Annotated in this window: 29 protein-coding genes; 16 read left to right on the top strand and 13 right to left on the bottom strand. The window is 38.9% G+C overall.

Features of this window, described 5'->3' with window-relative positions; translation table 11 throughout:
* The first annotated feature begins 328 nt into the window (after positions 1-328).
* From MTF66_RS26020 to MTF66_RS26045, 6 genes are read left to right on the top strand one after another with little or no spacing between them, the layout of a single operon-like run.
* The gene (locus MTF66_RS26020) at positions 329-994 is read left to right on the top strand and encodes a Bax inhibitor-1/YccA family protein (protein ID WP_138623713.1); all 666 of its coding nucleotides are present in this window, start codon (positions 329-331) and stop codon (positions 992-994) included.
* Between the two features lie 55 nt (positions 995-1,049).
* Positions 1,050-1,403: a sulfurtransferase complex subunit TusD gene (tusD, locus tag MTF66_RS26025; RefSeq protein ID WP_054201015.1), complete on the top strand. Its 354-nt coding sequence runs from the start codon at positions 1,050-1,052 to the stop codon at positions 1,401-1,403.
* The gene (tusC, locus tag MTF66_RS26030) at positions 1,400-1,756 is read left to right on the top strand and encodes a sulfurtransferase complex subunit TusC (RefSeq protein WP_024603060.1); all 357 of its coding nucleotides are present in this window, start codon (positions 1,400-1,402) and stop codon (positions 1,754-1,756) included. The genes tusD and tusC overlap by 4 nt, the downstream gene beginning before the upstream one ends.
* A complete protein-coding gene (locus MTF66_RS26035) occupies positions 1,753-2,019 on the top strand; it encodes a DsrH/TusB family sulfur metabolism protein (RefSeq protein WP_010390171.1) in 267 nt (88 codons plus the stop codon). The genes tusC and MTF66_RS26035 overlap by 4 nt, the downstream gene beginning before the upstream one ends.
* 3 nt (positions 2,020-2,022) lie before the next feature.
* Positions 2,023-2,352 carry a TusE/DsrC/DsvC family sulfur relay protein gene (locus MTF66_RS26040; protein WP_010390172.1) on the top strand — a complete coding sequence of 110 codons (330 nt, stop codon included), beginning with the start codon at positions 2,023-2,025 and terminating at the stop codon, positions 2,350-2,352.
* Positions 2,352-3,017 carry a pseudouridine synthase gene (locus MTF66_RS26045; RefSeq protein ID WP_248529047.1) on the top strand — a complete coding sequence of 222 codons (666 nt, stop codon included), beginning with the start codon at positions 2,352-2,354 and terminating at the stop codon, positions 3,015-3,017. Before MTF66_RS26040 ends, MTF66_RS26045 begins: the two co-directional genes overlap by 1 nt.
* A 21-nt stretch (positions 3,018-3,038) precedes the next feature.
* Here the strand turns inward: MTF66_RS26045 and MTF66_RS26050 are convergent, their stop codons facing one another.
* The gene (locus MTF66_RS26050) at positions 3,039-4,313 is read right to left on the bottom strand and encodes a diguanylate cyclase (RefSeq protein ID WP_138623715.1); all 1,275 of its coding nucleotides are present in this window, start codon (positions 4,311-4,313) and stop codon (positions 3,039-3,041) included.
* Positions 4,314-4,667: 354 nt separating this feature from the next.
* Between MTF66_RS26050 and mnmA the strand changes: the two genes are divergently transcribed.
* The 5 genes from mnmA to MTF66_RS26075 all read left to right on the top strand — a co-directional run bounded on the left by mnmA (position 4,668) and on the right by MTF66_RS26075 (position 9,463).
* On the top strand, positions 4,668-5,768 hold the full coding sequence (mnmA, locus tag MTF66_RS26055) for a tRNA 2-thiouridine(34) synthase MnmA (protein WP_010390175.1): 1,101 nt from the start codon (positions 4,668-4,670) through the stop codon (positions 5,766-5,768).
* Positions 5,768-6,370: a high frequency lysogenization protein HflD gene (hflD, locus tag MTF66_RS26060; RefSeq protein ID WP_055012553.1), complete on the top strand. Its 603-nt coding sequence runs from the start codon at positions 5,768-5,770 to the stop codon at positions 6,368-6,370. Before mnmA ends, hflD begins: the two co-directional genes overlap by 1 nt.
* Before the next feature lie 31 nt (positions 6,371-6,401).
* Entirely contained in the window at positions 6,402-7,772 is a 1,371-nt protein-coding gene (gene purB / locus MTF66_RS26065; RefSeq protein ID WP_138623717.1) for an adenylosuccinate lyase, read from the top strand.
* Between the two features lie 80 nt (positions 7,773-7,852).
* Positions 7,853-8,995 (top strand): cupin domain-containing protein, encoded by a 1,143-nt coding sequence (locus MTF66_RS26070; protein WP_138623719.1) that lies wholly within the window; start codon positions 7,853-7,855, stop codon positions 8,993-8,995.
* Positions 8,996-9,004: 9 nt separating this feature from the next.
* The gene (locus MTF66_RS26075; protein WP_010390180.1) at positions 9,005-9,463 is read left to right on the top strand and encodes a GNAT family N-acetyltransferase; all 459 of its coding nucleotides are present in this window, start codon (positions 9,005-9,007) and stop codon (positions 9,461-9,463) included.
* A 33-nt stretch (positions 9,464-9,496) separates the two neighbouring features.
* On the opposite strand, the gene MTF66_RS26080 is transcribed toward MTF66_RS26075, so the two are convergent.
* Both MTF66_RS26080 and MTF66_RS26085 read right to left on the bottom strand, forming a co-directional pair.
* Positions 9,497-10,714, bottom strand: a complete 1,218-nt coding sequence (locus tag MTF66_RS26080; protein WP_055012556.1) for a pyridoxal phosphate-dependent aminotransferase — start codon at positions 10,712-10,714, stop codon at positions 9,497-9,499.
* A gap of 129 nt (positions 10,715-10,843) precedes the next feature.
* Positions 10,844-11,188 carry an Hpt domain-containing protein gene (locus tag MTF66_RS26085; RefSeq protein ID WP_010390183.1) on the bottom strand — a complete coding sequence of 115 codons (345 nt, stop codon included), beginning with the start codon at positions 11,186-11,188 and terminating at the stop codon, positions 10,844-10,846.
* Between the two features lie 131 nt (positions 11,189-11,319).
* On the opposite strand from MTF66_RS26085, the gene MTF66_RS26090 reads away from it, so the two are divergent.
* Positions 11,320-11,913 (top strand): tRNA-uridine aminocarboxypropyltransferase, encoded by a 594-nt coding sequence (locus tag MTF66_RS26090; protein WP_138623721.1) that lies wholly within the window; start codon positions 11,320-11,322, stop codon positions 11,911-11,913.
* A gap of 18 nt (positions 11,914-11,931) precedes the next feature.
* Entirely contained in the window at positions 11,932-12,717 is a 786-nt protein-coding gene (locus tag MTF66_RS26095; protein ID WP_248529049.1) for a CLCA_X family protein, read from the top strand.
* Positions 12,718-12,734: 17 nt separating this feature from the next.
* On the opposite strand, the gene dcd is transcribed toward MTF66_RS26095, so the two are convergent.
* Together dcd and apbC are read right to left on the bottom strand one after the other, a co-directional pair.
* Entirely contained in the window at positions 12,735-13,319 is a 585-nt protein-coding gene (dcd, locus tag MTF66_RS26100; RefSeq protein WP_054201024.1) for a dCTP deaminase, read from the bottom strand.
* 2 nt (positions 13,320-13,321) lie between these two features.
* Positions 13,322-14,398, bottom strand: a complete 1,077-nt coding sequence (gene apbC / locus MTF66_RS26105; RefSeq protein ID WP_138623725.1) for an iron-sulfur cluster carrier protein ApbC — start codon at positions 14,396-14,398, stop codon at positions 13,322-13,324.
* Positions 14,399-14,575: 177 nt separating this feature from the next.
* On the opposite strand from apbC, the gene metG reads away from it, so the two are divergent.
* Positions 14,576-16,600: a methionine--tRNA ligase gene (gene metG, locus MTF66_RS26110; protein ID WP_041708923.1), complete on the top strand. Its 2,025-nt coding sequence runs from the start codon at positions 14,576-14,578 to the stop codon at positions 16,598-16,600.
* Between the two features lie 57 nt (positions 16,601-16,657).
* On the opposite strand, the gene MTF66_RS26115 is transcribed toward metG, so the two are convergent.
* Both MTF66_RS26115 and MTF66_RS26120 read right to left on the bottom strand, forming a co-directional pair.
* Positions 16,658-17,335 carry a hypothetical protein gene (locus MTF66_RS26115; RefSeq protein ID WP_248529051.1) on the bottom strand — a complete coding sequence of 226 codons (678 nt, stop codon included), beginning with the start codon at positions 17,333-17,335 and terminating at the stop codon, positions 16,658-16,660.
* A 159-nt stretch (positions 17,336-17,494) separates the two neighbouring features.
* A complete protein-coding gene (locus MTF66_RS26120; RefSeq protein ID WP_055012563.1) occupies positions 17,495-17,680 on the bottom strand; it encodes a hypothetical protein in 186 nt (61 codons plus the stop codon).
* 136 nt (positions 17,681-17,816) lie between these two features.
* Between MTF66_RS26120 and MTF66_RS26125 the strand changes: the two genes are divergently transcribed.
* Positions 17,817-18,362, top strand: a complete 546-nt coding sequence (locus MTF66_RS26125) for a DUF3365 domain-containing protein (protein WP_138622365.1) — start codon at positions 17,817-17,819, stop codon at positions 18,360-18,362.
* Between the two features lie 5 nt (positions 18,363-18,367).
* Here MTF66_RS26125 and MTF66_RS26130 read toward each other — a convergent pair whose 3' ends face one another.
* The gene (locus MTF66_RS26130; RefSeq protein ID WP_010390194.1) at positions 18,368-18,877 is read right to left on the bottom strand and encodes a DUF2937 family protein; all 510 of its coding nucleotides are present in this window, start codon (positions 18,875-18,877) and stop codon (positions 18,368-18,370) included.
* A 395-nt stretch (positions 18,878-19,272) separates the two neighbouring features.
* Between MTF66_RS26130 and MTF66_RS26135 the strand changes: the two genes are divergently transcribed.
* Positions 19,273-19,986, top strand: a complete 714-nt coding sequence (locus tag MTF66_RS26135; protein ID WP_010390195.1) for a flagellar brake protein — start codon at positions 19,273-19,275, stop codon at positions 19,984-19,986.
* Between the two features lie 60 nt (positions 19,987-20,046).
* Here MTF66_RS26135 and lepB read toward each other — a convergent pair whose 3' ends face one another.
* The 5 genes from lepB to aceK all read right to left on the bottom strand — a co-directional run bounded on the left by lepB (position 20,047) and on the right by aceK (position 24,374).
* A complete protein-coding gene (lepB, locus tag MTF66_RS26140) occupies positions 20,047-20,697 on the bottom strand; it encodes a signal peptidase I (protein WP_138622367.1) in 651 nt (216 codons plus the stop codon).
* Between the two features lie 123 nt (positions 20,698-20,820).
* Complete coding sequence (locus MTF66_RS26145) at positions 20,821-21,075, bottom strand: DUF2999 family protein (RefSeq protein WP_008113615.1); 255 nt, start codon at positions 21,073-21,075, stop codon at positions 20,821-20,823.
* Between the two features lie 87 nt (positions 21,076-21,162).
* Positions 21,163-22,125, bottom strand: a complete 963-nt coding sequence (locus MTF66_RS26150) for a zinc-binding dehydrogenase (RefSeq protein ID WP_248529053.1) — start codon at positions 22,123-22,125, stop codon at positions 21,163-21,165.
* Positions 22,126-22,144: 19 nt separating this feature from the next.
* Entirely contained in the window at positions 22,145-22,537 is a 393-nt protein-coding gene (locus MTF66_RS26155; protein WP_171043263.1) for a hypothetical protein, read from the bottom strand.
* 46 nt (positions 22,538-22,583) lie between these two features.
* Positions 22,584-24,374, bottom strand: coding sequence for a bifunctional isocitrate dehydrogenase kinase/phosphatase (gene aceK / locus MTF66_RS26160; protein WP_248529055.1), 1,791 nt, complete (start codon positions 24,372-24,374; stop codon positions 22,584-22,586).
* Positions 24,375-24,491 lie beyond the last annotated feature (117 nt).

The following is a 24,491-nucleotide window of genomic DNA, read 5'->3' on the forward strand; positions in this document are numbered from 1 at the left end:
GATTTGAACCCTAGAGGGGCTATAAACCCCTGCCGGTTTTCAAGACCGGTGCATTCGACCACTCTGCCATCTCTCCGCACGGCCTGAATAATAGGGAAACCCTTGGACTTTGGGAAGCTTTTTTTTCATTTTTTTGTTCAAGTGATTAAAAAACAACTAATTTGTTTAAACATAAAGCAATGAGAGCAAATCCTAACCGGCAAATGAACTTTTATTTAAATTTAGTTGTCTATTGATCTACAAAGGTTTGCCCAAACATATAAGAGTTGGTAATCTAATTTTAGTTAAATTACAGGAACTACTTAGTTTCACTTACAGGAGCTCTACAATGGCGTTTAATCAATCGTACAATACTGCAAAGCCGGTAATGTCGACCATTGAAACAAACAAAGTGCTTAAAAACACTTATTTCTTACTTGCAATGACACTTGCATTTAGTGCAGTCACTGCCGGTATTTCAATGGCACTGCAATTACCTTACTTTATGGGACTTGTATTCACACTAGTTTCATTTGGTCTACTTTTTGTTGTTAATAAAAAAGCAGATACAGCATCTGGTGTATTTTGGGTGTTTGCGTTTACAGGATTAATGGGAGCCGGCTTAGGCCCTCTGCTAAATCATTACGCACAATTACCTAATGGCCCTATGCTAATTATGCAAGCGCTAGGTTCTACGGCGTTAATCTTCTTTGGTTTATCTGCTTATGCACTTAACACTAAAAAAGACTTCTCATTCATGGGTGGCTTTTTAACTGTAGGCTTAATTGTGGTTATCGTGGCAATTATTGTAAATATTTTCTTAGGTAGCTCGCTAATGTTTATGGTTCTAAACGCAGCAGTTGTATTAATCATGTCTGGCCTGATTTTGTTCGATACGAGCAGAATCATTAACGGCGGCGAAACAAATTATATCCGTGCAACTGTATCTTTATACCTTAGCGTATATAACCTATTTACTTCATTACTTGCCTTACTTGGCGCAAATAATGACTAATTAAATAGTTCTGTTAAAATAGCCCCTTTATTGGGGCTTTTTTATTGGAATAGTTTTGGCACGCTTTGTACTTTCTTTACATACTCCACCATCAGATCACGATACCACTCAACGTATTGTTAAGTTTGCTCATGCCTGCCTAGCGCAGGGACATAGCGTTGATGCGTTATTTTTATACCAAGATGCTATTTATCATGCTTCAACTCATTTTGAGTTAGCCTCAGATGAGTTAAGTACTCCCTCGCTTTGGCAGCAACTGGCTGAAAAAAATATAAATCTAATGTTATGCGTTACTGCGGCTGAAAAGCGAGGCTTAGATATAAAAAATACCGGCGCATTTGCTGTTGCAGGCTTAGCTGAATTTGCCATGCTGGCCAGTGAAGCAGATAAATGGATACAATTTAAATGATTAATGTACTCGTAATTAGTCAGTCAAGCCCATTTGATGATATGCATATCCGCGATGCACTTGATATGACCCTTATTTTTGCTGCCGTAGATCAAAATATTAGCTGGTTGTTTAGCGGCCCAGCTGTGTTAGCGCTTAAAAAAAACCAAAAGCCAAATAGTTTAGGTATCAAAGATTTTTTTAAAAACATTAAAATGTTGGAAATCTATGATGTTGAAAATATTTACGTTTGTGAAAAGTCACTGATTGATTATGGTTTAAGTAAAAGTGAACTACTCATTGAGGCAAACATAGTAAACTTTAATGCCCAAAAACAGTTAATTCACAATCAGCAGCATGTGGTGACCCTATGAGTACTTTACATATTTTTTCAAAACCACTGAATTACTACAGTACCCACAGCTTAGACAATCTAATTATGCTCACAGACAGTGTTTTACTCGTGGGTGACGCTTGCTTTGCAAAAGGGCAATATAGACAATTTGCTGACTCACTTTATATTTTAAAAGATGATGCAGAAGCTCGAGATATATCATTAAATATGAACGACAAAGCAATTAGCTATGATGAGTTCGTTACCCTCAGTTTAACTGCAAAACAATCAATTACTTGGTGAACCATGTTGGAATTTAATAATCAAACAATAGACACTGATAAACAAGGTTATTTGCTAGATCATACTGTTTGGTCAAAAGAGTTAGCCAATGTTATTGCAGAGCAAGAAAACATCACATTAACTGAGCAGCATTGGGAAGTTGTTAACTTTGTGCGAGAGTTTTATCTTGAATATAACACCAGTCCAGCCATTAGAATGTTAGTCAAAGCCATGGCTAAAGCACTCGGTGAGGATAAAGGGAACAGCATGTACTTATACAAACTTTTTCCTAAAGGACCAGCCAAACAAGCAACTAAAATTGCGGGTTTACCTAAACCTGCACGGTGTATTTAATGAAGCATAAAACTGAACATTCGCCCTCCTCAAAGGGTAAGCGCAATACAGGCCGTACTTACTCTCGAAGTAGTATCAATAAAAGGACAGTAAAAAGGCCAATAAAGCCGGCAATAGCGCAGAGCGATAAAAAAGTCATTTTATTTAATAAACCTTATGATGTCCTTTGCCAGTTCACTGACGATCAAAATAGGCAAACATTGGCTGATTTTATTCCTATAAAAGATGTTTACGCAGCAGGTCGTTTAGACAGGGACAGCGAAGGGTTGTTGTTATTAACAAACTGCGGCAAGTTACAAAATACGCTCACAGCGCCTGGTAAAAAAACCAACAAAACCTATTGGGTTCAGGTTGAAGGGACCCCAACACAAGCATCTATCGATGCTTTAAATAAAGGTGTCGAACTAAAAGATGGAATCACCTTGCCCGCTGAAGTAACTTTAATGGATGAACCAGCGCTTTGGCCAAGAACTCCTCCTGTGCGAGAGCGTAAATCAATACCTACATCATGGCTAAGTATTACAATTAACGAAGGCAGAAACCGTCAAGTTAGACGCATGACAGCTCATGTTGGCCACCCTACTTTGCGTTTAATTCGCTACAGTATCGGTAAATACACGCTAGAGGGAATAAATAGCGGTCAATTCAAAGATATTGATAATTAACCATCAAGTTGCGTTAATCATCTAATTATCTGTAGCTAAAGCAATACAATTTCTTCCTTGTTTTTTCGCGTAATAAAGTGCGTTATCTGCTTGTTTAAAAAATTGTGCATGATCGCTATCGTGTTCATGCTCTATGGTGTTTATTCCCATACTGACAGACAATAGTCCTGTAAAGCTGTCTTTGTGGGGAATGGCCATTTTTTCAATCGATTTTTGTATTTGTTCGGCAATAAATAATGCTCCTTGCTTACCTGTTTGAGGTAACAGCACGACAAACTCTTCGCCTCCGAATCGCGCAACAAAATCTTCTGGCCTGCAGACGGTTTCAGCTAATTTTTGCGCAACTTGAAATAAACATTTATCTCCTTCGAGATGACCATACCGGTCGTTATACTTTTTAAAATTATCGATATCAATAATGATCATCGAAAGCTCACGATGCTCGTTCGATAACTTGTTAAATTCAGACGTTAGTTTTTCATCAAAGCGCCGCCTGTTGGCTATTTTAGTGAGTGAGTCTAAAAACGCCATATCACTGAGTATTTCTTGAGTTTTTAAACGCTCAGTAGCATCGTTGAATATAGCAATAAATTCTCCTTCAACACTGATACCAGAAACTTGCATCACAATCTCACTGCCATCTTTACAAGAAATTCTGTAATCATTAGCTGGAATATCATCATTATTTTGATTGGCTTGCTCAAGTGACTCCTGCCATAACGTTTGTGCAAATGTTCTGTAATCTTTTTCAGGGTAGGCTAATTTCCACCACACATTAAGATTAGGTACGTCTTGTAACGTGTAACCAAATACATCAATAAAACGTTGGTTCACTTTTAAAATATCACCAGTTACCATACAAACATCACATACCGGTAAGGGCAGAATCGTGAATAATCGCGCATAGTGACTTAGCTCATGCTTGCGCATGGGATGTTGGGTAGTGCTTATAACATTATAGTCTTGTTCTTTGTTTTCACGTTCAAGCGATATATTCATAGAAGCGACAAAATGCCACTCTACCCACCATTTCTCTAACTGGCTTAAAATTGCCTTTTGTGATGATTTTAAAGAGCCTAAAGAGGATTCTATAAGCCTAAACAGCTCAACAATCGGATTAGGTTCTTGATAAAGATAGGGAGCTGGCACAGTTATAATGTCATAAAATAACTTATAAGCTGATTCTTTGAATTGCTGTAGTGAATAATCGTCTTCAAAAGTAAGATTTGACACCGTTTTTTCGGACGCATCCAGCACAAACGACTTAACCAAATGTGATTGCGAGGCGTAATTCATATATTCATTCCATTGATTATATTTTAGGTTATTTAAGTATTTACGTGTTTAGATACTAATTAAGATATGGTAGGTAATCTCAAATGTAAAGTTTTGTTAATGAAGAATAGCGCTACGTAATTAAATACGACAAAAGCAACTTACAAAGTATGAAGCCATCAATATAATTCATCCCTTTTCATTAGCCTAAAAATGAGTAAATTACACACCAAACTACGCCTTACTAACCATTGGATGGAAAAAGTTACAACAAAATCTATTCAATCCCCCATCCTCTCTTTAAGCACCAACAAAATACATGCTATAATCGCGGCCTTTCCAAGTTAACAGTAATCTGTATAAGCGAAATTATTCATGAGCGAAAATAGTCACATTAAAGTCATCGTTGGTATGTCCGGCGGTGTTGATTCTTCTGTATCTGCATATTTATTAAAACAGCAAGGCTACCAAGTAGAAGGCTTGTTTATGAAGAACTGGGAAGAAGATGACAATGATGAATATTGCGCTGCTGCTGAAGATTTAAAAGATGCACAAGCTGTATGTGACAAGTTAGGCATTGAACTTCATACCGTTAATTTTGCTGCTGAATACTGGGATAATGTATTTGAATACTTTTTAGCAGAATACAAAGCGGGTCGTACACCCAACCCAGATATAATGTGTAATAAAGAAATAAAATTTAAAGCGTTTTTAGAGTTTGCTGCGCAAGCACTTGGTGCTGATTTTATTGCAACTGGTCACTATGTGCGCCGAGAGCTACGCGATGACAAATACGTAATGTGCCGAGGCCTAGACGATAACAAAGATCAAAGCTACTTTTTGTATACACTAAGCCATGAGCATATTGCGCAAACACTATTTCCTGTCGGAGATATTGCCAAACCAGAAGTACGCCGCATTGCTGAAGAACAGGATTTAATTACCCATGATAAAAAAGACAGCACCGGCATTTGTTTCATTGGCGAGCGTAAATTCAAAGATTTTCTGCAAAAGTTTTTGCCTGCACAACCTGGAGTAATTGAAGACACCGATGGTAACAATGTAGGTGAGCATGAAGGCTTGATGTATCACACCCTTGGCCAGCGTAAAGGTTTATTAATTGGTGGCATGAAAGAAGGCTCGGGCGAACCATGGTACGTGGTAGATAAAGATATAGAACGAAATGTTCTTGTTGTTGGTCAAGGTAAAGATCACCCTCGCTTGTACAGTAACGGCCTTAATGCAAACCAATTACACTGGGTAGATCGTGTTGGCCCGCAAGGTACAACTCGCTGCACCGTTAAAACTCGCTACCGTCAAGAAGACTTAAGCTGTACATTACTCGTTGGAGAAGATGGTATGGCACGCGTATTGTTTGATGAGCCGCAAAAAGCCGTTACCCCAGGACAATCCGCCGTATTTTACGCTGATGAAGTCTGTTTAGGCGGTGGTATTATTGATTCGGTGATTAAGTAATGAATCAACATCAAGTCATGGCACTTGCTGCCATGTGCCAAGTAGCAAAACAAGTACAAAAGGTTGCTCAATACGGTCGTTGTGATGAACATGACTTATCAACGTTGTTATCAAGTATTGTGCAAACCTCACCCGCCTCTCCTGAGGATGTATACCAAGGCACACAAAATTTGCGTGATGGCTATAAAACATTAATGGCACAACTGAGTGCCGGTGCTCAAAAAGATGTTGAAATAGTTAAATACGTGGGTGGCTTAATGCAGTTAGAGCGAGCCCTTAGTGCCAATAGTAAGAGCCTCAATGAATTAGGTAAACGTATTGATGATATTCATCGTCGTTTAGATCATTTTGCTATTACCGATGACAGTGTTGTTGCCGGTTTAGCAGATATATACTCGTCGGTGCTAAGCCCCCTTGGGCACCGAATCCAGGTTTATGGTAAACCCGAGTTATTAAAACAGCAGCTCACTCAAAACAAAATCCGTGCGTTACTTTTAGCCGGCATTCGTAGTGCAGTATTATGGCGTCAAATGGGCGGCAAACGTCGTCATTTCTTTTTTGCAAAAAGAAAAATTCTCGCCATTGCTAAAACAAAAATTTAATTATCGTTCAAACTAAAATTTAGGAGTTATTATGGAGCTTTCAGCGTTAACGGCTATCTCTCCGGTTGATGGTCGCTACGGCAGCAAAACCACTGAACTACGCAGTATTTTTAGCGAATTTGGATTAATCAAATACCGCGTAACCGTTGAAGTGCGTTGGTTGCAAGCGTTAGCTGCAGCAAGCGATATAAAAGAAGTCCCAGCTTTAAGCGAGCAAGCAAACGGACTATTAAATGCTATCGTCGATAACTTCTGTGAAGCCGATGCACAGCGTGTTAAAGACATTGAACGCACCACTAACCATGATGTAAAAGCCGTAGAGTACCTACTAAAAGAAAAAGTAGCTGATAACGCTGAATTACATGCCATTAATGAATTTATTCACTTTGCATGTACATCTGAAGATATTAATAATCTATCTCACGGTTTAATGTTAAGTGAAGCACGTAACAATGTTATTTTACCTTATTGCGATGAGCTATTAAGCGCAATTAAAGAAAAAGCTGTTGAATACAGAGCCATTCCAATGATGACTCGTACGCATGGGCAACCTGCAACCCCATCAACTATGGGTAAAGAGTTTGCAAACGTATACATGCGTTTAAAGCGTCAACGTGATCAAATTGCCCAAGTAGAAATGCTAGGCAAAGTAAATGGTGCTGTAGGTAACTACAATGCTCACCTAAGTGCTTACCCTGATTACGACTGGCATACTCACGCAGATAAATTTGTAGCTAGCCTAGGTTTAACACTTAACCCGTTTACCACACAAATTGAACCGCATGACTACATTGCAGAACTATTTGATGCTATTGCGCGTTTTAATACTATATTGCTCGATTTTGACCGCGATATGTGGGGATACATTGCGCTTAATCACTTCAAGCAAAAAACCATTGCTGGTGAAATTGGCTCATCAACTATGCCACATAAAGTAAACCCTATTGATTTTGAAAACTCAGAAGGTAACTTAGGTTTAGCTAATGCCATATTAGGTCACTTAGCGCAAAAGCTGCCTGTTTCTCGTTGGCAACGTGATTTAACTGACTCAACCGTATTACGTAATTTAGGTGTAGGTATGGGTTATGCTGTTATTGCATACCAATCTACACTTAAAGGTGTAAGCAAGCTAGAAGTTAACGAACAACGTTTAGCCGATGAGCTTGACCAAAACTGGGAGCTACTAGCAGAGCCAATCCAAACAGTAATGCGTAAATACGGCATTGAAAAGCCATATGAAAAGCTAAAAGATTTAACGCGTGGTAAACGTGTAAATCAAGAAATTATGGCTGATTTCATTGATGGTTTAGATTTACCAGACGCTGCAAAAGCAGAAATGAAAAAGCTAACCCCAGCCAACTACATTGGTCGCGCTGTTGAGTTTATTGATGATTTAGTTTAATTACTCAAATCTACTAATAAAAAGCGAAAGGTACCTGCCTTTCGCTTTTTTCATTTAGGTCTTAACGTTATAGGCATTCTATGTATCAATTAAAAATAAATGAATTATCTGAGCAAGCGTTTTTAAATCAATATTGGCAAAAAAAGCCACTGTTAATCAAAGGAGGTTTTAGTGACTTTAAAGACCCTCTTGATGCCAATGAACTGGCAGGCCTCGCCATGGAAGACAGCATAGAGTCGCGTATTATAACCAACCATAACCAGCAATGGCAGTCTCATCAAGGGCCGTTTGAAGATTTTGAAATACTCACCGATGAGCACGCTACTTTATTAGTGCAAGCAGTCGATCATTGGCACCCAGAAGCCGCACAATTGCTTGAGCCATTTCGTTTTATTCCTAACTGGCGTATAGATGATTTAATGATCAGCTACTCAACCCCTGGCGGTGGTGTTGGACCGCACTTGGATCAATATGATGTATTTATTATTCAAGGAGAAGGCAAACGCCATTGGCGAGTAGGCTTACCTGATGCCTCATTAAAGCAATTTGCTCAAAATAAAAGCTTGCTACAAGTTGAAGCTTTCACTGCAGTGATTGATTGCGTTTTAGAGCCAGGTGACATTTTGTACATACCACCAGGTTGTCCGCATGAAGGCTATGCCATTGAAAATGCTTTAAACTACTCGGTCGGATTTAGAGCACCTAATCAACAAGATTTACTGTCTAGCTTTGCAGATCATATTATTGACACAGAAAGCGGTCAAAAACGTTACACTGATCATACCCTCGCGCTACGTGATTCAAAAGGTGAGCTTACGCAAAGCGAAGTTGATAAAGTAAAAACGTTAATGCAAGCTTTAATAGAAAACGACAGCTTATTTAAAAATTGGTTGGGAAACACATTAAGTCAACCTAAGCATGATATGGATTTAGCGCCTGAAGAAAACCCGTTTAGTACAGCTGAAATTATGCAACAACTTGACAGTGATATGACATTTGAGCGTCTTGGTGGCACGCGTGCAATTTACCAATGCATAGGTGATGAGCTGCTTTTAAGTGTTAATGGCGAAAACTACCCTTTACCGCTATCTGATTTAGAGGCCGTAAAACAGCTAACTGATTTTATTGAATTTGATAGCAGCTTGCTGAACTCAACCACACCTAGCCTAGATTTTATCGAAACCTTTACTACACTGGTTAATGAGGGTATTTGGTTTAGCTAGGAGGAGGTTATGGTTTATACTGTTGACAAAGTTGATTGGCAAAGTGAAAAAGATCAACTTCAACAAATAAGAGAGCGTGTTTTTGTTTACGAATTACATATTCCAAAGAATATTGAATTTGATAGCTTAGATGCGCTCGCTCAACATATTCTGGTTACCGATAATATGCACTCACCTGTTGCCACAGGTCGATTATGTAATGATGGTTTAATAGGAAGAATTGCCGTACTACCCCAGCACCGCAATCGCAACGTTTATAAATCTCTACTTAATTTCATTGTAAAGCTTGCCGCAGAGCAAGGTATTGAGGCTGTCAGTATTAACTGTATTTTAAATGAAGTAGAACGATTCAAAAATAACGGCTTTACTGTGCAAGGGCACGTTTTTATGGAGGCTGGCATTCCAAGACAGAGAATGGAATGCCCCATCACATGCTTTGAAACACGGCCATTTACTTTAGTGCATTAACCAAAAAACGAGCCATTTGGCTCGTTTTTTACTTTATTCTTGTCGGTAATCTTTGAAGAACCGCTGCATTTTCATCATCGCACTGCTTAAATCATCTTTATTAGGTAAAAACACCAATCTAAAATGATCGGGATCTGGCCAGTTAAAAGCGCGCCCATGTACTAATAATATTTTTTCTGCCTTTAACAAGTCAAACATCATTTGTTCATCATTTTTAATATTAAACAATTTTGTATCAACTTTGGGAAATGCATACAGCGCCCCTTTTGGCTTTTTACAGCTTATCCCCTCAATTGCATTTAATCCACGCCAAGCAATATCTCGTTGCTCATATAAGCGACCTCCGGGGTCAATTAAACTGTCAATGGATTGTACCCCACCCAATGCTTGCTGAATGGCATATTGAGCAGGGACGTTTGCGCATAAACGCATTGAGGCAAGAATATCGAGGCCTTTAATTAAATCTGTCATTAAGGCAGTGCGCCCGCTTAGCACCATCCAACCCATTCTAAGACCAGCGGCGCGATATGTTTTAGCTAAACCGTTAAACGTAATAATGGGAATATCGTCGCACAATGCACCAATAGAAGTATGGGTAACGCCGTCGTACAGAATTTTCTCGTATATTTCGTCACTTAACAGTAAAAGCTTGTGCTCTCGGGCAATGTTGATCAACTCTTGAAGCAAGGCATCACTGTACACTGCCCCTGTTGGATTATTAGGGTTTATTAACACCAATGCTTTAGTTTTCGAGGTGATTTTGCTTTTAATATCATCAATATCAGGAAACCAATCTTGCTCTTCATCACATAAATAGTGAACAGGGTTACCGCCTGCTAGCTTTACCGACGCAGTCCAAAGCGGATAATCGGGTGCAGGAATTAATACTTCATCGTCATTATTTAACAACGCTTGAGTAACCATTTGAATAAGTTCACTCACACCGTTGCCAATGTAAATATTATCAACGTCTAAGTTGTGTAAACCTCGCTGTTGGTAATGCTGATAAATAGCAACACGCGCAGAGTAAAGCCCTTTAGAATCACAATAGCCTTGAGCAGAATATAAATTACGAATAATGTCGCGGTGCATATCTTCTGGCATATCAAAACCAAACGCCGCGGGGTTACCAATATTAAGCTTAAGTACTTTTTGGCCCTCATCTTCCATTTTTTTAGCTTGTACTAAAACGGGGCCGCGGATGTCATAACAGACGCCGTCTAATTTATGACTCTTTTTTATTTCTGACATTGTTACCTCTAAAGAGCAAGTTAGCCTTAAGACTAACTCAGTAAAGCCGTGAATTACTAGGGGAAATTAAGCGCTTAAAACTGAAAAAAATTCACGTTAACACTTTATTCTGTTCTTCATTAAACGGGTTTATCGCTGAGCGTGCCACTCATTTAATTTTGCTTGCGAGCCAGTAACTTGCGCCATTAAATTATTTGCTGCATCAACAGCCTGCTCGTCATTCCCATTATTTAAATTATATTCAATTAAACGTGCTACCTCGGCTAAACTTGCCGCTCCAAATTGAGCCGCATTTGATTTAAGGCTATGAGAATGGCGAATTGCAGCCTCTTTATCTTGGCCAAGCGCTGCAATAGTTTCGTTCCCTAAGCGCTCAAATTCCGCACAACAAAATTCCAGCGTATCTGGAAATTGTTCACCTAATAGCGATTCCATACTTTCTAAAGCGGATTCGTCGATACTGATTTCTGTCATATTGATGCCCTATAATGCGTTCCTGCAATTTATATTTCATCTCTTACTCTATATCTAAGCACAAAAAAAACCAACTTTATTAATGCAAAAATGTATAATTAAGTTAAATGTATTAATCGAATGGTTAGCTTATGGCACGTGCCCTTTGTGAACGCTGTAATTTCTCGCCAAGCACCTGTATTTGCAATGCAATCACTTGTGTTGATAATCAAACTCAGGTTGTTGTGTTACAACATCCCAGTGAAGCAAAAATTAGTAAAAATACGGCACAGTTATTGGCATTAAGTTTAACGCGATGCAAAATAATTATAGGCGAAAATAATCAAGATTTTGCTTGCTTGCAAAAGCTGCCGCTCAGCTCGACGGTGTTACTCTATCCAAACGAGGACGCAATTGAGTTAGATGTAGCTAATGACAATGAAAACGTGCGACCCATTACACATTTAATAGTGCTCGATGGTACATGGAATAAAGCCTTTAAAATTTTGCAATTAACCCCACTATTACAAAAGTTTAAAACAGTAAGCTTTCGCCAAATTCCCACGAACCGTTATACTATTCGTAAAGCCCCAAGAGCAGATAGCTTGTCAACGCTAGAGGCCGTAGCGCATAGTTTATCGCTTATTGAAGCACTCAATCCGGCGCCGTTGTATGATTTATTAGATGAATTAATTACCAAACAAACCCAACATATGCCCACTCACGTAAAAGCACGTTACCTGTAATTAAAAATGAAATAACCAATGCGTAATATCCCTTCTCGATTAAAGCGTGGATTTTCACGCCAAGGCCCTGACTATCGTTTTAACGACCAAGTTGATTTTAGCGATATTAGAACGACTTTTGGTTTTCGTTCGATGGTAGTTGGTAAATGGGTGACTAAAGAAGAGCGATTTATTAGTGCCAATCTAATTTATGATGCGCTGGCTGGTTTAGCGCAAATTTTACATTTACCGCCAACAGCAATTGGCCTTCGCGGTAAGCTTAACTTTGCCTTTGGTCATGGCGGACAAAAAGGCGTGCAAGCACACTATAATGCTTACGATCAAACTCTCGCACTGGCAAAAAACGCAGGCGGCGGTGCTTTAGCCCATGAGTGGTTTCATGCATTTGATCATCATATTAGTGAACATTTATTTAAATCAAAAACCCGCTTTGGTTTCGCCTCTAAGTTATGGTTATCAAACTCTCCCGATTTGAGCCATCCACTTAATGATGCACTTAATCAATTTTATAAGCAGGTATTTTTAGAACAAAACGGTGAAGATGCGAATGAATTTGTACAACGCTGTATCGCATTTGATAAAAAGCACAAGCAGCAATACATGAGTATGCCAGAGGAGCTTGCAGCTCGTTGTTTTGAAGCATGTATAAACCAGCATCAAACAATCAAAAACAGTTTCTTAGTCGGCGGGTTAAGTAATAATAGTTTAATTTACCCTGAGTTAAAGCACACATTACACGCCAATGAAGCACTTAACCATTATTTTCAACTATTAGGTTATGTGCTTCATCAACGAGAAAAATAATCTATTCCTCAGATTGGTTATTTATCGTCACTAATACGGCTTGCTACCGCGCTATTCTGATCTTTATATTTGGCATCAATGCGGGTGTTATAAGGGTTTTCACATGGACCGGTGAGCGTTTCAAAGCTCATTGCACCAATCTTCATCATGGGTCTAAGTGCAAGTGGTAGTTTACCCGAGTTATAAAACTCTAAAACAATATTACCACTCCAACCAGGGTCGATTCTGTGTGCGGTTACATGCACCATTAAACCTAAACGTGCCAGCGACGAACGCCCATCTAACCAGCCAACGATGTCTGCAGGCAGGGTTACTTTTTCATACGTTATTGCTAATGCAAGCTCGCCGGGGTGTAAAAAGAATGCTTCGCCTTCATCTAGTACAATTTCGTCGCTCATAATTGATTCTAAGGCTTTATTAAGCTGATCTTTTGGACCACTTAAGTCAACAAAAGCGGCATTATGGGCATGAAAAGTTCTAAACTTATTACCCAAACGAAGATCCGCAGTCACCCCAGAAATCATTTCACTGGTCGGGGCGGGCTCAATAACAATGCGCCCGTCGTTTAAATATTCTTTTATATGTGTATCTGAAAGTCTCATTTTTAATCTTCCGTAATCACAACTTCAATCGCGTTGTGATGTTGTTGATAATAAAGCGTACTGGCGATGAGCCGTGCGGCTGCACTGTAAGTTTCACTTATAGCTGCATTTGCATCATTGGCAATCAATTTACCTTGTTCAGAGGATTCTCTGATATTAATCGCAAGCGGAATATGTGAAAGCACAGGAACACCATGCTTCAAGGCTAACTTTTGTGCGCCATCTTTACCGAATACATGATTAGCTTCACCGCAATGCCTGCAAATGTAATGGCTCATATTTTCAATTAAACCAAGCACTGGCACGTCTACTTTATTAAACATAGCAATGCCTTTTTGCGCATCTGCCAACGCTAAGTCTTGTGGCGTTGTAACAATTACAGTGCCACTGGCAGGTACTTTTTGGCTCATGGTTAATTGAATATCGCCAGTGCCTGGAGGCATATCGACGATTAAGTAATCAAGCTCACCCCAATCGGTTTCATTTAATAGCTGACTAAGCGCGCCTGAGGCCATAGGACCGCGCCATACAGTTGCATCGTCGCTAGGCACTAAAAAGCCTATAGATTGCGCTTTAATACCGCTGGCATCAAATGGTTGTAATTGTTTGTTGTCTTTAGTGACAGGCTCACTGCCTACCAAACCTAACAACATAGGAATAGACGGACCATAAATGTCGGCATCTAAAATGCCTACTTTAGCGCCTTCGTTTTTAAGCGAACCGGCAAGATTTACAGCCGTAGTAGATTTGCCTACCCCGCCTTTGCCTGAGGCCACTAAAATAATGTGCTTTATGGCTTTAAATTTCGCAGGCTCTTTAAGTGCCACAACCGCACTTACATTTACCTCGATTTTAAGTCGCTCAGTTAAAAATTTAGCAACATGCGGCATTTCAGATTGCGCGGCAAAAGGAAGAGTGAGTTTAACAATAATTGATTTATCGGTGTTTTGAGTAATATCAGCAATAAAATCTTGCTCAATACCCACAGCAAAAGCGGCACTGCGATAGGCCGCTAAAGCAGAAATAATCGGTTGTTTTTGCACCGATTTAGCAGAGAATAGTTTCGACAGTCCAAACATAGCAATAAAATAGCGTTTCTTTGATGAAAAGTGCCACGGAATTATGTAACATTCAGGGCATTAACACCAGTCAATTAGTAAATATCAATAAGCAGTGTACTCTGTTACTACCGCGCTTATCGATAATGTAATAATTTTCATCTGTTCCTAGCTAGGAACGCTTAATTTGGAATGATTATGGCACAGCGAAAGATCCTGATTACTAGCGCATTACCTTATGCCAATGGCCCTACCCATTTGGGGCATTTATTAGAGTATATTCAAACTGATATTTGGTCGCGTTTTCAAAAACTACAAGGCCACGAAGCATACTACGTGTGCGCCGATGATGCTCATGGCACACCTATTATGCTTAATGCGCAAAAGCAAGGGATCACGCCAGAGGAAATGGTTAAAAACGTTAGCATAGAACGCCAACGCGATTTTGCTGATTTTAATATCAAATTTGATAATTACCACAGCACTCACAGCCAAGAAAATAAAGAATTTAGTGAGCTTATTTATAACCGCCTTAACGATGCCGGTCATATTAAAAAGCACACTATTTCTCAGTTATTCGATCCAGAAAAAGGTATTTTTCTGCCAGACCGCTTTGTTACTGGCACCTGCCCTACCTGTAAATCAGAAGATCAAAACGGTGATAGCTGTGATGCCTGTGGCGCAACTTATAGCCCAACAGAGCTAATCAACCCACGCTCTGTCATGTCGGGTGCTGAGCCTATTTTAAAAGATTCTGAGCATTACTTTTTTGACTTACCAGCCTTTGAAGGCATGCTTAAAGAATGGCTACACTCAGGCACAATCCAGCAAGAAATGGCGAACAAGCTAGATGAGTGGTTTGCCGATGGTCTTCAGCAATGGGACATTAGCCGTGATGCACCTTATTTTGGTTTTGAAATTCCAAACGCACCAGGTAAATATTTTTACGTATGGCTAGATGCGCCTATTGGTTATATGGCGAGCTTTAAAAACTTATGTGACAAACAAGGCATCGACTTTGATGCGTTTTGGCAAGAAGGGTCTGACGCTGAGCTTTATCATTTTATTGGTAAAGACATCATCTATTTCCACAGCCTTTTTTGGCCTGCGATGTTAGAAGGCGCTCAATTTAGAAAGCCTACTAACGTATTTGCCCATGGATTTGTTACTGTTAATGGCGCGAAAATGTCTAAATCAAAAGGCACGTTTATTAAAGCGCGTACTTATTTAGATAACCTAGATCCTGAATTTTTACGTTATTACTACGCAGCTAAACTTAATAGTGGTATTACTGATTTAGACTTAAACCTAGAAGATTTTGCACAGCGTGTAAATTCAGACTTAGTGGGTAAAGTAGTCAATATTGCGAGCCGTTGTGCTGGCTTTATTACTAAAAAGTTTGACGGTAAGTTAAGCGACACGATTATGGAACCACAGCTACTTGCTGAATTTCAAAATGCCTCAGCCACTATTACTGAACATTACGAAAATCGTGAATACAGCCGCGCAATCCGTGAAATTATGGCGCTTGCTGATAAAGCAAATCAATTTATTGATAATGCTGCGCCTTGGGTGCTTATTAAAGACGAGTCTAAGCAAGAAGAAGCGCATCAGGTATGTTCGTTAGGACTTAACCTATTTCGCGTGCTGATCACTTACTTAAAGCCTGTACTGCCTGGTATGGCGACAAATGTTGAAGCCTTTTTAAATGATGAGCTTACATGGCAAGGTGTGCAAACTGCACTAATAAGCCACCCTATCAATAAATTTAAGCCGTTAATGCAACGTGTTGAAATGGACAAAGTGAATAAAATGGTTGAAGAATCAAAAGAAAGCTTAATCGCTGAAAAAGACAAAATCGATCCTAATAGCCCACTGGCAAAAGAGCCTATCGCAGCTGAGATTGAATTTGATGACTTTGCAAAAGTAGATTTACGCGTTGCTAAAATTGCTAAAGCAGAGCACGTAGAAGGTGCTGACAAACTGCTTAAGTTAACTCTTGATTTAGGCGGCGAAACACGCCAAGTATTTGCAGGCATTAAATCAGCTTACGCACCAGAAGACATCGAAGGAAAGCTAACTGTGATGGTTGCTAACCTTAAACCACGTAAAATGCGCTTTGGAATGTCTGAAGGTATGGTACTTGCTGCAGGCCCGGGCGGTAAAGAAATATACATTCTTAACCCAGACGATGGTTCAGAACCTGGTATGCGAGTAATGTAAACTCTGCGCTAGTTTAAAAAAGCCGCTAAATATTTAGCGGCTTTTTTATTGTTGACGTTATTTAGCTAAGGCGACTACTTTTGCCAAATGAATCACTAAGCATTGGGAGCTAATATAGATAAACCAATTTATATAGCGCACCTGAGGATAAAAACCTTGCCCTTGGTTACCATAAATCCAAAAAGCACCAATAATGGCATCGGCCAATGCAGCTAGTAAAAGCCCTAAGCTCACCCACATTATTGGTTTGGGCGCATGAAACCCACCATAAGCAATAACCAACATAAGGCCCATAAGCGCCACGGCAGTTACCACCACACTATAAACGCCGGTCATAGCTAAAATAGGTATACCAGCGCCATCAAGATACATAGAAGCGAGTGACGTAGCACTTATCACCAGTACAACAACCATAAAAAGTATGCTTTTTAATTGCGATATAGCTTGCTGCCTTTTATAGGCCAACACACAGGCTAAAAATAAAAGGCTGTAGCCAGGTGCAAAAAATAAAATTGAATCAATTAAGTAGTCATGCTTTATTAACGTTGCATAGCGATGATAGTGCTGGGATAGGTTAAAGTTAATCACATCCCCTACTGTGCACAGCATTAAAGCTGCGCTACATAGAACCGCTATAAAGCGTAACTGCTTATCTTTAAACTGATGAAATACCCAAGCAGAAATTGCCACACTATTAAACATCAGCAAACACAGCGAGCTCACTGTTAAGAACAATAAAATTTCTTTATTGTTAGGTGTAAAAAGTCCTATGAACATCACAACCAAAGCGCATAGCCAAGCAATAAAAGAAATAACTTGATGAGGGTGTTTTATAGTTATGTAATTGATTGCACTATCCAAGTTTGAAATTCATAAATTTAATTTAGCAAATTATTATCGCTTAGGGTTTATTTTTTTATGCCCCGTTTGCATTTCTTTTTGTGTTTTTAGCCGACATTGTGCCAACTGCTCAAGTCGAATAGCTTTAATTGCCGCCAAGGGGTCATCAGCACTAAGTCCACCAGCATCATAGGTGTTTTGTTGATTTATTACTTTATTATCATCTTGTTTAGTATACATATTATTCTCACTTGGGACCGTTTATCGATTTTAGCCACGGTACATCGAATAAAAAAGTGCTGAAACACTGTACGATTTAGTTGAAAAATACCTGACACTCTATATATTAGTAGTTACTAATATTAAAGGGCCTATTATGCGCATTATTTTACTTTTTTCCAGTTTATTTATTTCATCCGCTGCTTTTGCTAACAATGTTGACGATGCGCGCAAAACTATTAAGGCATTTTCAACTGATTTAAAACAGATACTGGTTAGCACCATGCAACAAAATGGACCTATAGCAGCGATTAGTGTATGTAATACAGCCGCACCCGCTATCACTTCACAACACAGCAATAGTGCATGGCAAATTAGCCGCAGTGCGTTAAAAACACGTAACCCAGATAATCAACCCGATGAATGGTTAAGAAATGTTTTATTAAACTTTGAACAACGTAAGCTCAATGGCGAGCCTATAGCAAAAATAGAACACCAAACACAAAGGTCAGATGGCTGGTATTTTATAAAAGCGATCCCCACTCAAAAGGCGTGTTTAGCATGTCATGGCAGTCACATTGCACCTGAAGTTGCTAAAAAAATAGCCGCTTTGTACCCTAGCGATCAAGCAACAAATTTCAAACAGGGTGATATTCGTGGTGCCTTTATCGTTAAAAAGCCGATTAAAAAGCACCAACAGTAATTACGTCATTGAGCATTCGCTGCGTTTCGTTTTCTGTGGGCAACATATAAAGTATACGGCAACATTACGAGCTGATTTAATATGATAGCTAATATCAGCGCAAACAATAATGCACTGGTGGTTAAAGGGATCCCTAACTTAAAGTTATCAAGTGTATTTTGTAATCTTTCGAAACGATCAGGGGAGAATATATACAGCAATTTTTGCACTAAATTACCTTGCTCAAATAGCTTCATACCTTGATTTAAGTCTGCGAATAGCATCAAGGTTTGCTGTTTTTGTTCTGCATCGGCTCTGACACTCGGTTCCGTGTTTTCTAAATGACGGTTTATCATTGCTTGTGTGCTAGAAAATTTATATTGCTTTGCTGTATCTGCATAGCCATCAACTTGCCACTTGGTCGCATGATACAAGCCCGCTAAATGTTGTTGGTAATGATCACTTAGCTGCGGTAGTTGCAATGCAATAATAAAAGCGCAAGCAAATATTAATTTATCGAACATGTTAACGATCATCATAATCCTTTGTGCTGCTCTAATTTAAACAGATAGATGGTGTTACTATGCTATACCATTTACTTAGCTAAGTGACTTACTTTTTATGTAGATAAATTTTATCGAGAAAAAGGTAAACAGTCTTTCAGACTCGTAAAAAATAATCCTTAACGTGATAAATGTTAGTATAAGTATGATTTAAATAGCAAAGCGCTAAGTTTTTATTGATCACCTGAATGTTTACCTGTTGCTAAAATAGCAACATTTCTGTAGATAAAACCCCGTGAATAGCTGAAATACTTACTAGAACGAGCATAAAGTATTAATACCTAATTCTAAATGCCCTCTTTAATACTAGTGATTTTTACACTATATTAAAAGATAATTAAGCGTCTGTTAATATTGAGAAAGAGTTTGTGGAAGCGAATAAAAATAATACCACTGTTGAAGAGAAAGCAACTGAAGATCAAAAAAAGTTTTTCCTCGATTTACTTCCAGGGAAATTAATTGATATACAATTTAACAACCCTATTCAGGTTCGCTTTAAACTCACTTTAATCGGCTACGACACCGGTAAATATTTAATATTAAAATACCCTGCTCAAGCAGGTAAAAACGACTACAGCGATATTTTAGTTGAAGGTAATGGCGCCATTGTTCGTTATATCATCGAAGATGAGCGCGGTGAATGTGTGGCTTTTTCTACCAGTATATTAGCGATTTCATTTCGCCCTGAACGGTTAATTTATCTAGCGTACCCTAAAAAAATCGAAAGCCGTCAATTACGTGAAACTAGCAGGCTACCGACTCATATTCCAGCTAAAATAAGTTTACACAAAGGTGATATAGACGCCGATAGTAAGAGCTTATTGCATGGGTTAATCATTGATATTTCACCTAGTGGCTGCCGTTTTGCGATACATGTAAGCTCTGGATTTGTAGCGCTAAAAAAACGCCAAGTATTTGTGCATATTTTGTCACCGATAGACAATAAGTCTGTCATAGTCACGTCCTATATCAGAAATAATCAAATGAAGGGGAATCGCCTTAGTGTTGGTATCGAGTTCGATGCATCAGAGCAAACTAAGCTAAATGAGCTACTCGAAGCGTATTCAATTGATATAGACTAGAAAAATCACAAACGAATTAAGGCTAACACCTTATGGTTAGCCTTGCTAACAGCAGTTCTATTACTCTAACGGTTTTAAAAATCTCTCTGTTCTAGGTAAATAATAGTTATCGTAATCAAGCGATACAATCACACGCTCGGCTTTACCTAGTAATTCATCACGTGGGATAAGCCCTATTACTCTAGAATCTGCACTATTATCACGGTTATCACCCATGGCTAAATAGTAGTGTTCAGGAATTGTTATTTCATCAAAGCTCGATAAACGTGATGGTGTATTACTAACGCGGATTGAATGCTTATAACCATTTAAGTTTTCTATTTTATCTGAAGCAGTCGTATTACTTTGCAAATGTGTGTAATTAAGCTTTTCGCCGTTGATTATGAGTTCATTATTTTCAAGTACAATAGTATCTCCAGGTACACCTATTACTCGCTTGATCAAGCGGTTATCCGCTACTTTCGAGTCAAATACAATAATATCGCCAGTTTGTGGGTCCCCCATTCTCAACAGGGATACATGCGTAAATGGTATACGTAAATCATACGCCATTTTATCGGTAAGGATTCGATCGCCTTCTTCAATAGTCGGTTTCATTGAACCTGTTGGTACTTCATACCAATCGGCGACGGCACTTCTAAACACACTCATTAAAATAATGAATACAATTAAAGAACGATTATTTTTCCAAAATTTATAAAGTCGCTTCATGTTTTGTCTCTGCTATGGGTTAAGTATTTATTTGACTGTATAAACGCAGAGCCGTTCAAAAGAGTGTGTAACAAAACATGTTTAATGATAGAGACATGTATAAAACATGTCTCTAAAGATGGTTTACTGCTGATTTAACTTGTCTTTCGCTTCTTGTACTTTTGCAAAATCAAGGCCTAATTCATCAGTGGCTTCTTTAATCAAATGCGGTTGAGTCATCACCACAGCCATTAGTTGCTGAAGCTTTTCAGGTGGTATACCCAGCTCTTGCACTAATGCCATGGCCATCATTGGGTTTTGGGTAAATGCTTCAAACAACGCAGCTACTTTTTCATCACTAACGTTGTGCTCTTTTAATATTGCAATAATTGGATTCATTATTTGCCTTAATATTTTATAGTGTTCACTAAATTATATGGGCGCACAGCCTAATTAACAATATTAATCCCGCTGTGCTTGCTTATATCATTCAACCAGTAGCACAACTTTACCGGAATTCTCGTTGCGCTCTAAAATATCATGAGCCTCACTGGCTTGCTTCCATGACATGGTTTTATAAATATTAAAGTCATAGTTCTGATTGGCAATATCATCGTAAAAACGCGAGACAAAGGCATCTCTCAGAGCTCGTTTAAACTCAATACTGCGATTACGTAGTGTTGATGCATGAAACGAAATCCGCTTTTGTAATAAACGTGCAAAGTCTACTTCTGCAAAGCGCCCGTCTAAAAATGCCAGCATAATAATCTGACAATCCATTGCGGCCACCATGGCATTTTTATTTAAATAGCTACCAGAAACAGGGTCAACAATTGCGTTTGCAGTGAGCTTATGTGATTTCATATACTCAACAAAATCAGTGGTTTTATAATTAATTACGTGGTCAGCACCCAACCTTTTAGCATGTTCACACTTTTCATCCGAACCCGCGGTAATCACTACTTGTGCACCAGCACTTTTTGCCATCTGAATAGCCGCACCACCAACACCACTGGCACCGGCATGAATAAGCGCCGTTTGCCCTGATTGTAACTTGCCTAATTCAAATAGCGCACCAAAGGCTGTTAAATACACTTCGCTTATAGCAGCACCTTGCGCCATAGAGATATGATCAGGCAATATCATTAACTGCTGCGCATCTACTGCGACGTATTCACTGTAAGCGCCACCAGCACATAAAGTAAAAATACGCTTACCGAGCCATTTAGGGTCTACCTCACTGCCAAGCTCACACACGGTGCCTGCACACTCAAGTCCTAAAATAGGGCTATCTCCTTCAGGAGCAGGATACTTACCTTGACGCTGCATACAATCAGCGCGGTTAACCCCAATCGCTGCCACTTTTACTAGCACTTCATTGTTATTAACCTTTGGTTTATCGGTTTTCGAAAACGCTAACTGCTGCTCATGATGTGAAATGTACTGCATAAGTCTCCTTGTATTGGGTTTATTTGATTTTTCGCCACACTTCGGCTTCAACTAGCTGGCCATTTTCTGTAAGAGAATGATGCCACAAATTCCCTTCAACTTTATAATCAAAAGCCATGGTTTTACCCATCAATGATGCAATATTGCCATACTCAAAGGTTTCAATAAATTGCCCATCGGTTAACTGGTACTGGCCACCACCAGCATAACTAAATTGGCCATTTTTTTCTGTGATATAGCTAAAGTGTGTTGCTGTTACTAATTTGATTGAAGTTATCTCTGGGGCTTTAGCGCTAACAAACCCATCTTCTACCGCGTATTTTCCTTGAACAAACTCCCACGTACCTAATAGGGGATTGGCAAATACAGAGTATGGCAATAAAAGTAAGCAAGCGAATATAGTAAATTTCATCATAATCCTTATCGTGTTAACTGTGCCTGAAGAAACCAATTCAGCGTTAATTTACTGACATAGTATTAAAACGCCAACTTTGCTTATAAGGGTAAACATCCGGAAGCTGGCCTTGCTCAATTCCTTGCTGGATCATTTGCCAGTACTTTGCCGTAAATAAATCACTATGGTAATGATTAAAGTGGTTAAACGCACTATTACTGGCACTAAAAAACACTTTAAATTGACTGGGAAATATATCATTTTGGTCAATATCAAAATAGCTGTGTGAGCTTAATTCTTCTAACGCGTTTTGTGTATTTGGCACGTCTCTAAAATTGCAATCGGTGAGAGGGCAAATTTCATCATAATCATAAAATACTATTCGCCCCCAGCGTGTGACGCCGAAGTTTTTCATCAGCATGTCACCAGCAAAAATATTGGCGCTGGCAAGCTCTTTTATCGCTTTACCATAATCAAGCATCACTTGCTGAAGTGATTTACTATTGCATTGATTGATATACAGGTTGAGCGGTGTCATTTTTCGCTCAACGTAAACATGCTTTAGTATTAAGGCTTTGCCGGAAATGACTAAGCTATCGCCAATGTGTTTTTTCATTTGTTTTAGCAGTTCATCACTAAAACGGCTTAAGTCAAATGCAAGGTATCTAAACTCATGAGTATCAACTAATCGCCCTACTCTGTCGGCTTGTTTTACAAAGTTATATTTATCTTTTACTTGTTGTTTAGTTGCTGTTTTTGGAGCACTAAACTTATCTTTTATCACCTTGTAAACATAATTTAGGCCATCAATAGTAAAAACTAGCATCACCATACCCGGAGTCCCTGGCGCTAGATGATACGTGAATTCTTCGGGACTACTTTTAGTCGTATCTACTTTATAACGATAAAACTCGGTTTTTGCATGTTTAATAAAACCAATCGCATTAAATAATTCAAACCGTTGTTTGTGAGGCATTAACACACTGAGGTAGTCAACATAACGGGCAGGTTGGTCGGTATCTACCATAAAATAGGTACGTGCGAAGCCAAATAATAAACTAAGTTGATCAGCCCCCATCATTACAGCATCAATTGTAAGTCCTTCGGGGGTATTTAAAATAGCAATTGCAAAGGGCATGTTATCTCCATTTTTGGCAATACATCGCCCTATGACATAACAGGCCTTATTACGATAAAAATGCGAATTAGCGTATTCAATATAACCGTCATTTAAGTTTATTAATTCGTATACTTGTCGACATTGCTGCTGAGCACCTTGCGTTAACGTTGCTTGTAACTTAGTTAAATCACTACTTAAATCTTTAAAGGGGACTCTAAACACTTGCTCATTTAATAAGGCTTTAATTGCCTGATCAAACCCTTCTTTTAAGGAGATACGACTTACAAGTCCTTCATAGGAACGCGGCTGTCCTCGGTATTTTGCTTTTAATACAAATAAGTGAACTGTGCGAATTTTTTTATCATCCCAAATAGCGCCAAAAGTAGAATTAAAAAATGTATGCGCAATGGGTTGGTTTTCATGCTCTTTTACCATCTCACCATAAATATTTTTTGCCCGCTGCCATGTTTGAGGACAATCCAATTCATCATAAGCAATCACTCTAACGGCTTCACTTACTTGCTTTACTAAGCGTTCATACACTTGTAAGCGCTCTCGCATTGCTGCTTGCACCTCATGATACTGGCGTTGTTCAAAGCGACTTTGTGCCCCTAAGGTGATATTTAAAAATTGTGCAAACATAGCCTCAAAGCCTGCAAATATCGCTCGGGCTAACTTAGTGGCGACCACGGATTGTACCGAATTATGTTGAGAGGTTAATGGCGTGCTTGACATGATTTAGGCGCTTCTATTTTTAGCAATTATGCTGATTATTTTTTATTAGAGGTTTACACCTTAGCAAGCACACTTTAATTTAGGTAATTAATACAGCAAATAAATAAAATTGATTAT

It is taken from the genome of Pseudoalteromonas sp. 2CM39R, from assembly GCF_023161845.1.